The 2,095-nt window shown below is 64.8% G+C and carries 2 protein-coding genes; both read left to right on the forward strand.

Annotated features, from left to right (window positions below):
- A partial coding sequence (locus AC0AP0_RS12695) for a DUF6020 family protein (protein WP_490430747.1) occupies nucleotides 1-921 on the forward strand: 921 nt, incomplete at its 5' end.
- The coding region (locus AC0AP0_RS12700) for a PucR family transcriptional regulator (RefSeq protein WP_490430748.1) at nucleotides 918-2,095 on the forward strand (1,178 nt) is incomplete at its 3' end. The genes AC0AP0_RS12695 and AC0AP0_RS12700, both read left to right, overlap by 4 nt.

Here is a 2,095-nt window from a genome sequence, read left to right on the forward strand (position 1 = left end):
CCTGCCCTCGCCTTGAGCACCCTGACCATGCTGATCAGCGCCAAGTATGGCCTTTACATCGTCCTGGCCCAGCTGGTTCTGGCCCTGATCATCCACCGTCGCCAGTGGGCCACCATCCTGATAGGTCTCCTGCTGCCCCTGGTCCTGTTCACAGGGGTGACCGGCGCCCTGACGGCCACAGGGACGGTCATCAAGGGTGACCCCGTGGAGAGCCGCAGCATCCAGCTGCAGCAGATCGCCCGGGTGGCCCAGCGCAATCCCCGGGGGATTCCGGCCCAGGCGAGGGCCGACCTTGAACCCATCATGGACCTGGACAATGCCGCCATCCAGTACACCCCCTGGGAGGCAGACCGGGTCAAGTCCTCGGGCAACCAGCCCAAACTGATCGTCTATCGATGGAGAACCGTCACGCCCGAGCAGCTGTCCCGGCTGAATCGGGCCTGGCTCCAGGTGGGACGGCGCAACCCGATGATCTACCTGGATGCATTCATGGCCGAATCCTACGGGTACTTCGACCCCGGCGACCCTGCCTACGTGGCCATGTCCTACTATCTCAACAACGGCTACGTGCAGAACTCGGGCTCCTGGCTGGCGGCCTGGTGCCATGACTGGCGCAATGGGGTCACCGGATTCGTCAGAACCTGGGCAGACACCCCCCTGCTGGGCCTGGTGGCACGGGCCAACTTCTGGGTGGTGGCCGCCCTGCTGCTGATCGTCGCCCGCCTGGCAGCCGGCCACTGGCGCGGGGCCCTGTGCTGGTTCCCCCTCCTGCTGATCATGGGGGTCATGATCACTGCCCCGGCCAACAACTTCGAACGGCACATGCTGCCGGTGGACATGGCAGTGCCCTTCCTGATCCTGGACATGGTCCGGCAGAGCCGCCGTGCCCGCGCCGAAAACCTGATGGACCGGCCGACATGATCGGCAAGTCGAAGCGGTCCAGACCGAAGGACGATGAACCTGCCGAGGCGCAGCAAGCTCACCGGGCACCTACTGCCTCCGATGCCGCCATGGAGCAGATTCTCCTGAAGACGCTGGATCATCTGCAGGAGGCGTTGCCCTGGGCCAGGTCCGTGCCCGCTGATGGGCGCAGAACCTTGGAGGGGGCCATTCAAACGGCTCTGGACGACCTGCTGTCCCGACTTGATTCCCAGGGCACAGAAGACAGCGAAGTCCCCTCACCCGTACCAGCCGAGCTCTCCCGGAGCCTGGGCCCGCACAGAGCCATGGAGCTGACCCAAGTCATTCTGGACATGCTTGAGGAGGCTGGCCGGACCATGGGATCCGAAGAGGAACGAGCCACGCTGGTCTACACCCGCCAAGCCGCCACTGCAGCAGCCGAGCTCTACGCCGACCTGGCCGAAACGCGGAGCGGCCGCAAGGCAGTAACGGAGTCGAGGATCATTCGGCATCTGATCGAGAAAACGGCAGACACACGGACGGTGGATGATCTGGCCCGTTTAGGCTGGCCGACCGAATTCGACTGCTTCGCTGTCGTCGGCGAGGCCCAGGGCAACGATGACGGGCAGGGCATGGAGAACGCCCGCCAGCCCATACACACCACGGTGGTCCGTCAAGGTGGCAGGGCTCTGGTGGGCGAGAGCGAGGGGCTCATGGTGGTCCTGATCAATCCCGACCGGTCAGGCACCCCAGCCGACTTCTGCGCATCCATCCTGCGGTTCTTCACCGACGAATCAGCTGTCTGCCTGGGACCTCTCCGCCATGGAATCTCCGGTGCGGAAGACTCCATCCGAGCTGCCCTGAGCACTCATGCGGCGGCTCCAGCAGTGGCTGACCCCATCACTGCCGCCCTGTCCAGACCACTGCACGCCGACGACCTGCTGCCCGAACGAGCCCTGAACGGGGACACGGACGCTGCCGATCAGCTCTACCAAGAGGTCTATATGAGCCTGGCCGGACAGGACCCGGACGGGCCTCTGCCGACCACGCTGCTCACCTTTCTGCGCTCGGGCAACTCGCTGGAAGTCACCGCCAAGAAGCTAGGCATCCATCCCAACACCGTGCGCTACCGGCTGAGGCGCTGTGTGGAGGTGACTGGCTGGGATGCTATGGACCCGCGAGAATCCTTCGTCCT

This window comes from Bifidobacterium sp. POST2/T3 (B1), assembly GCF_058197115.1.